The organism is Dendronalium phyllosphericum CENA369 (assembly GCF_016056275.1).
In the GTDB taxonomy this organism is placed as follows: Bacteria; Cyanobacteriota; Cyanobacteriia; order Cyanobacteriales; family Nostocaceae; genus Dendronalium; species Dendronalium phyllosphericum.
Genome location: NZ_JAECZA010000128.1, coordinates 1 through 8206, shown reverse-complemented (window position 1 = coordinate 8206; position 8206 = coordinate 1). Strand labels below are relative to the sequence as shown.

Sequence of the window (8206 nt, the reverse complement as noted above, 5' to 3'; positions counted from 1 at the left end):
CCCCCAGCTCTCTTTCCCCCCTTCCGGGTCTCCCCCCTCTCCCCAAATATACAGATGACTATTACATTACTTATAGTGGCTTTACTAGCCTTTTACGTTGCTTGGAATCTCGGAGCCAACGACGTTGCAAATGCAATGGGAACTTCTGTAGGTTCCAAAGCTATCACTCTGAAACAGGCAATAATCATTGCCGGGATATTAGAGTTTACGGGTGCTGTATTGTTTGGCCAAGAGGTAACGGAAACCTTAGCAACTAAAGTTGCAAATCCTGCCTTATTCGCAGCCACGCCCCAATTATTAGTGATTGGGATGGTAACAGTATTACTGTCGTCTGGCATCTGGCTGCAAATTGCGACATCACGAGGTTTACCTGTATCTTCTTCCCATGCGGTCGTAGGTGCGATCGCTGGATTTAGTTGGGTAGCTTTAGGAATAGATGCAATTGATTGGTCATCAATTAGCTCGATTACCATCGGCTGGATTTTAACGCCGATTATCAGTGGTGCGATTGCCGCATTGTTCTATAGTCAAATCAAGTATTGGATTTTGAATCAACCCAATCAAACAGCACAGTTAAGAGAGTGGATTCCCTGGTTAAGCGCAATTCTCTTAGGAGTATTTGGCGTGATTGTACTACCTTCGCTCACTCAACCACTCACCAATTTTTTACAAAATCAAATTGGTTTCAACATACCTTCTCACGACATCCCCTTGTTAATAGGTGTAGCAGCAGCTGTCGGACTCAGTATTATTAGTTGGCGACAATTAGATGATGTAAGAGAGAAGGGAGACAAGGAGACAAAGGGACAAAAAAGAGAAATTCTCAGTCCCCAATCCCCAATCCCCAATCCCCAATTCCTAGTTGAACGGTTATTTGGTCGCTTTCAAGTGTTGAGCGCTTGTTTTGTGGCTTTTGCTCATGGTTCTAATGATGTTGGAAATGCGATCGCTCCTTTAGCTGCGATCGCTTACATCAATCGTACTGCCAGCGTACCTACGGATGGCATTAATACCCCCTTGTGGATTTTAATCCTTGGGGGTGCTGGCATTGTCGCTGGTTTAGCCATTTGGGGGAAAAAAGTCATTGCCACCATTGGCGAAAATATCATTGCTTTGCAACCAAGTAGTGGCTTTTGTGCCGAACTTGCAACTGCTACTACCATCCTTGTTGCCTCTCGGTTAGGCTTACCTGTTTCTACCTCCCACGCTCTCGTTGGCGGTGTAGTCGGTATTGGATTGGTACAAAACATCAATTCAATTAAATTTCAAACTTTACAAAGTATTGCTGGCGCATGGCTAATTACAGTCCCTTTGAGTGCAGTTCTCAGTGCTACCATCTTCAGCATTGTCCGCATTTTCTTCATTTAAATTAAAATGAAAATTTTTTTGTTAGATTCCACACCATTACCCCCCTACACTCCTACACCCATTTCCAAGATAGAATGGCTTTTAATTACTAAAGTGTTGTGCAGGGGATAGTAATAGTTCTCATTTGTGCGATCCGCAACTCTAATTCTTATTTGAGATATAAACTGTCTCACAAGTCACATTCTGCATAAATTTATATATATACTTAACAAGTTTGATAATTCTGTTGTGGCAATGCCTGGATTTACAAGCCTGAGAAAATTAGTATTGCTACCAAAATAATAAGTATTTATATTGGGTGGAATATTTTATTCCAGGAAAATCTCACTTGCGGACAGAAGATTAAAATAAGACCGATGTCATACTGGTCTCTTGATGTTGAACGGAACACAGTATAGTAGGCTGTGAAAAGCATAAATTGTATACTTTGCCAACCTTGGTTCAGCATGACAGAATTACGTTGATATGCGTAAATTCTGTGAAAACTATTAGTTTATCTGACAAAATACAGGAAACTTAATATGAGTGGCAAGCAAGTTTACGGGAAGCAGCTTTATCGTCAAGATGTTAGAGGTTAAAAGCTAATGGGACGATTCGAGAAGCGACCAGACAACCCACGAGTTAGAGGTGAGTTATCCAGATCGGCAGAGACAGCTCTGTGGGCTATTGTGGAAGATTTGGAACATCTCCAGCAAAATGTACTCAAATCGTTGCAGGAAGAAATTAAACGGCTTCAGATGGAAAAAGACCGTTTAGCGAATGAAATTCAACAGCTAACAGAAGAAAAAGAACACCTGCAACACGTGCGGCAAATTACTGAGCAGCAAGTGTTAATCCGTCAATTGGCGGAAGCTTTGGCAAAACACATATCTTCGCAACTGCAATCCTCACTGAGAACTATAGCTAACCAAGCGATCGAGAGTGAATTTCAGGAACGAACTGGGTTGAAATCTGCCGAAATTAGCAAAGATATCTCAGAACAGAACAATGAAAATGCCGAAAGACTACTCGGTACTCTGGATGATACCTTAACGATCGCCTTTAACTCGTTGCAACAAGAACTGAAGAATTATCAAAGTGATATTTCTCAACAGTTATCCCGGATGTACAGCCAACAGCAGCAGGGAGAAGCAATTTTAGAAGAGTTAACTAATCACCTGCAAAGTTCGCTAGCAAAAACAATCACAGAAACTTCGCAAGCAGCAATACAACCATCACTGCCAACAGTACTGCAACCTCCCGAACCGCAGCCAGAAAGTCCCCCAAACCCCTATCCACTGTTAGCAGAAGTAACTAAAAGTCCGAAAGTATCGCCACAGACAGTTTTACAACCGCCTGAGCAACAAATTGACAGTACCTCAGAATCATCATCGGCAGTCACAAACAAGGCCCAAACTCCACCGCCGACAGTTTTACAACCGCCTGAGCAACAGCCAGAAAGTTCCCCAAATACATTTGAGCGGTTAGGAGAAACAACCAGGAATACTGACGAGCCAATTTCTGTTATTCCCAAAGACTCGTCTGAGAATGTCACGGAAGCCTCACCGAATCCATTTGCATTGCCTGAAACAGAAATCGCGCCGCCAACTCAGGAAAATACCTCCGAGCCGATTTCTGTTATTTCCCAAGACAAGTCTATAGAAACTACATCACAGCCAGCTACAGAAAAAGTTATTGAGTCAATTTCTACTACTCCTAAAGAGGAAATTAAATCTTCATCTACCAGAAGAAACTCTAGAGAGCCGATTTCTGTACTCGGTAGGGATTCGTCTAAAAGCAATACTAAATCGCCGCCTCCTACACCAGCACCAAGGCGAGGCTCGACATTTCCCCCGCGATCGCGTCCATCTTCGGGTTTGTCACCAGTTCAGATCGGTTTTCTGCTGGTGGTTTTATCAACAGTGGTGTCATCGCTTTATAACGTAGCTCTCAAGCAGATGTTTTTTAAAGCCATCGACAATCTCGGCGTTTTGGAGGTTGAAGGTTTAATATCGCCGACTTTGGGCAATATTTTCTTAATTTTGACACTACGGTTAATGGTGGTCGTGCCACTAATGGTACTGCTGGCTCCCATCATGTATCCCCAGGTATGGCAAGACCTGCAAAGCTTAATGGGAACGGTGCGTGGCAATTCTACGGCTGGTAATCCCAAAACACAGCAGAAAACTTTGCAGTTATCAATCGCTAGTGGCTGCTTCTTGTTTTTATCGCAAGTATTAATTTATCTCGCCATCGGTCAAATGGCGGCTGGAATGGCGATCGCTTTGTTCTTTGCCTATCCACTGTTTAGCGGACTGCTGTCGTGGTTACTGTTTCGCGATCGCCCCAATTCATTCCGCTTTGCGGCGATCGGTTCTATCTTTTGTGGTGAATTGCTAGTTTTAGGAGGTTCTCTCAGCACAGGTATAGATAATCTTCCCCTATTAGGCAGTACAGCCTTATTTGCTGGAGTGGCTTTTGCTTGCTACGTGATTTTGACGCGGATGTGTGCCACAAAAGTGCATCCTGTGTCTTTTACTTTAGTTAACTTCTCTACCATGCTTGTGTTGAGCTTTATTGGTTTAATGTTACCTCTGCCAGAAAGTTGGAACCTTGTAGTCGATCGATCTAAGTTGCTAGAAATAGTTTTAAGTGCTGCTATTTTGGGCGTACTGACTCTTTCGGGTCATGTATTCAATCATTTGGGAATTCACAAACTAGGCGCATCAAAAGCCGCGATCGTCGGTGCAGGCGTACCGATTTTAACCGTGATTTTTGCTGGTTTGATGATTCAGGAGACTTTGGATATTGTCCAGATTTTGGGAGTGTTGTTTGTCACTTTTGGAGTAGCAGCTTTCAGTTTGGAAAAAATGCGAAGTCAGGCGAAATCATCTAGTAGCGAACAAGTGACTGGTGACACAGAATAAAAAACAAGATTTTCATACTTTGTTTGTAGAGATTTTTCGGGAAAATCAGGTGAGAAAAGCCGTAGTTTTATATTTATTCGGGTATCTGATATTTACAAACAATTATCCGCTAAATATTTCTGTGTAAGAAGTTACAAAAGAAGATTTTTTTACTTTGTTGCGAGTAACAGCAAGCGATCGCTCCTTTAAGACAGTTCTGAACCAGACTTCATTCCAGAAAAAATTGCAATAATCAATGCTTGTTTAAATCTGGGCACATCTTGGCATTAGCGCGAACAAGAAGTCTTTAAGCAGCTACTATTTGACAACACCTGCTGTCGCAGATTTGCGGCAATTGGACAATTTTAAGTGCCAGTAAGTAGGTGGACATAATTAAATGTAAAATGCCAACCTGTGAAATCCGCTCAGAATTTGGCTTTTTCCTTCTGCCATCTGCCTTCTGCCTTCTACTTATCAGCAATGAAGTATGAGGATTAACACCAGTTTTGACTTGAAGATGTTGGACTAAAAACCTTTACCAAAAATCTGTTACAAAAATATCAAATAAGACTACTTAATCAAAATGTAGGAGCGGCAGTTAATTTCACCTACATACAAATAACTACAAACAAAGTTCGCAGTCAAAATCGCAAAGCTGAGATTTCCACTTGCTTAGATAAATCGAGAATCTTGTTGTTGAATCTCTGTGAAAATATCAGCAAACCATAATACTCAGTTGTATATAAAAGATTTCAATAATAGTTACAGCAACATTAAAAATACATGACTTTATCCAAAATTGATAAAAAGACAGTCAAAATGGAATATCATACTATAAAAAGATAAAAGGTATTCTGAAATTGAAATTATTTGCCTTGTTTGAGGTCTACGATCGATGACACCTACAAAAAACTACATATACTGCCGAAAAATCACTGTAAACTGTCAGCAGTATAGCGATTAAAAATGAGCTACCTAAATTCATTGATTTTATGAAGGTCAGCAGGTGACTTCTTATTAAATAGTTTCCAAGCTGTGGGATGTTTACAGTTGAGATAATATCTCCCCGGTACGGGTACGTAGCTACAATAGTTTTCCCTTTGTTGCTTATTAAGGGTGGGGAAAACCCGGATATCACAAGAAGTCTTTGTAGAGTACTAGTAAGAAGCACAAAGTTTGCTTGTGATTTACGAAGCCACCATTGAGGGAAGTTGAATGTTCTTTGATGATTTTCCAGTCACAAACAAGGCATTAAAAATACTACTTATGGCTGCAAGCCATAAAACACGGAGGTGAGCGCTTAAAACTACTAATCAATTTTAGAATTAACCCGTAATAGACAGCCTAGAGCGATTTATCGCCTCCATTCGGGTGTATACTACATACTTTCGTTTGACTAATAATCGTGTAAACTTGCTATTCAACTATTTGTAATATGAGTAATGATGTCGATCTGATCAAACAACTCGGCCCCAGTGCTATGGATCAGATTATGCTTTATCTGGCTTTTAGTGCCATGCGGACAAGTGGGCACAGGCATGGGGCATTTTTAGATGCAGCAGCAACAGCAGCTAAGTGTGCAATTTACATGACTTATCTAGAGCAGGGACAAAACCTGCGGATGACGGGGCATTTGCACCATCTAGAACCAAAACGAGTAAAAATTATTGTTGAGGAAGTCAGACAAGCATTAACAGAGGGCAAACTGTTAAAGATGTTGGGTTCTCAAGAACCTCGCTATCTAATTCAGTTACCTTATGTCTGGATGGAAAAATTTCCTTGGCAACCAGGTAGATCGCGCGTTCCCGGTACAAGTCTCACTAGTGAAGAAAAAAGACAAATAGAGCAAAAATTACCCAGTAATTTGCCTGACGCTCAGTTAGTCACCTCCTTTGAGTTTATGGAGTTGATTGAGTTTTTGCACAAGCGATCGCAAGAGGCTTTGCCGATTGAGCATCAAATGATTTTGAGCGAAGCCTTAGCAGAACACATTAAGCGTCGTCTACTTTACTCCGGTACAGTCACCAGAATAGACTCTCCTTGGGGAATGCCCTTTTACGCTCTGACTCGTCCTTTTTATGCTCCAGCAGACGACCAAGAGCGTACTTACATTATGGTAGAAGATACTGCTAGGTATTTCCGGATGATGAAGGATTGGGCAGAACGGCGACCAAATGCCATGCGAGCCTTAGAAGAATTGGATATCCCACCGGAAAAATGGGATCGGGCAATGGAAGAATTGGATGAAATAATCCGCGCTTGGGCAGATAGATATCACCAAAGTGGCGGTATTCCCATGATTTTACAAATGGTTTTTGGTAGGAAAGAAGATTAATTAAGTCAGATTCTCTCTAACAACCTTATCCCAGGTAGAACATAACTATAGTCCAGTTGTTAGTGAATTCAACATCGATATATTTAAAAGTCGCAATGGGCAGTTTCTTGCTGTACAAATAAAAGGTTCAGCTTATAACTACCTCATACCATTTTGGATTTGAGATTTCGGATCGCACCTTTAGGGTGCTGGATGCACAACTTGGATTTTGAAAAACTTGCTGTACTTTGCTTTGATAAATCCATCTGCCAAATTCTATTTTCAAATTGGTATCAGATAGCAACATTGTCCATTGTTATGGGTTGGTCAATGCCCGTGTTCGCTCTATTCCTAGTAATCGACCAACCCAAAAGTGCCGAGTGAAGGCAAGCCAAAAAACAAAAGGAAAATTTGTACCTTTATTTTCGAGAATTTCTATAGAACTACTAAGTATTTTTCTACGCTTAAAGAAAATTTAAGCCAATAGTTCGTATTGAGGTTAGTAAAGTACTTAACCCAAAAATATGCGTTGCTAAATCAGTATGAGGGAGGAGGACAAGGCTTCGCTCTGGGAAAGGGGTAAAGGAATTAAATTCATCCTTTACCATTTTTAACAGACAATATTTAGAAGTGAAGAGTACTTATCCGAGAAATATTGGCTGCCTACTCCCTACATCATAGTTTGTAGCAACACTCTAATAATTACTGCCTGGATTTGCTGGAATTGGACTAGTTTGATTTCCCGGAACTGGACTAGTTTCATTCCCAGGAATTGGGGTAGTCTCAAAAGTTGGACTAAATTCCGTGGAGCGTTGAGTTGGCAGTAATGTAGATGAAGGTGGAAGACCACCAATGCGATCGCTACCATCAATACAAGTATCCAAGACTTGAGTGGGTGCTAGGTTTTTGATTTCGGTACGCAAGCCTACAACACACTCAGCAAAACTTACAGGCAACAAACTACGACCACAATATGTTAAAACTTGTTGCTTTGTTGCTTCTTTATCGAGCTGCAAATCTTCTGGTCTTACAGTCTTCTGAAAATTCTGGCTCACATCCACGACACAGGAGCCATAATCTTTAGGACGGCGGGCTTGACTACAGTTAGCAAGGGCATCCGCAGCAACAATTTCGGTTTTATTCTTAATGTCAATTACGCAGGAAGCCAAATCTCTGGGACGCAGCGACCTCGCACAAGCTTGGGCTATTGCTTGTTCGGTCACGCCCTCGCCTGCTCTGATTATTCGACCCGCACAGACAAGGTATTCATTATTGTAAGAAGCAGTGATAGCCATGCTAGGAGCGATCGCTGCCAACCATCCAGCTACAGTTAGAACTGGTACTGTTATCCGAATTGCTTTATTTGCGAACATTTTAGAACCAGAACTGCTTTGTGGGGTTAAACCTTTGCCAATCTCTGTTTTGCACATTGCCCTTCTCCAAACACCCAAAGTTATGCTAACTCAAATATGCAGCAACTCTTCTGTAAAACAGGAAATTTCAATAGTTAATAGTTAGTTGTCAGTTGTCAGTAGTAAAGAGTGCTGAATGCTGAGTTAGGAGTTTTATTTCTCCCCTCTCCCCCATCTCCCTCATCTCCCTCATCTCCCTCATCTCCCCCATCTCCTCCATCTCCCCC

The 8206-nt window shown here is 41.5% G+C and carries 4 protein-coding genes; 3 read left to right on the top strand and 1 reads right to left on the bottom strand.

Annotated features, from left to right (window positions below; all coding sequences use genetic code 11):
• Positions 1-54: 54 nt before the first annotated feature.
• The 3 genes from I8752_RS20455 (at position 55) to hetR (ending at position 6588) form a co-directional block, all read left to right on the top strand.
• A complete protein-coding gene (locus I8752_RS20455) occupies positions 55-1368 on the top strand; it encodes an inorganic phosphate transporter (protein ID WP_214434131.1) in 1314 nt (437 codons plus the stop codon).
• 584 nt (positions 1369-1952) lie between these two features.
• Positions 1953-4274 (top strand): DMT family transporter, encoded by a 2322-nt coding sequence (locus I8752_RS20450; protein WP_214434130.1) that lies wholly within the window; start codon positions 1953-1955, stop codon positions 4272-4274.
• Between the two features lie 1414 nt (positions 4275-5688).
• Positions 5689-6588 carry a heterocyst differentiation master regulator HetR gene (gene hetR / locus I8752_RS20445; protein ID WP_214434129.1) on the top strand — a complete coding sequence of 300 codons (900 nt, stop codon included), beginning with the start codon at positions 5689-5691 and terminating at the stop codon, positions 6586-6588.
• Positions 6589-7262: 674 nt separating this feature from the next.
• Here the strand turns inward: hetR and I8752_RS20440 are convergent.
• Positions 7263-7997 (bottom strand): hypothetical protein, encoded by a 735-nt coding sequence (locus tag I8752_RS20440; protein ID WP_225895786.1) that lies wholly within the window; start codon positions 7995-7997, stop codon positions 7263-7265.
• Between the last annotated feature and the right edge of the window lie 209 nt (positions 7998-8206).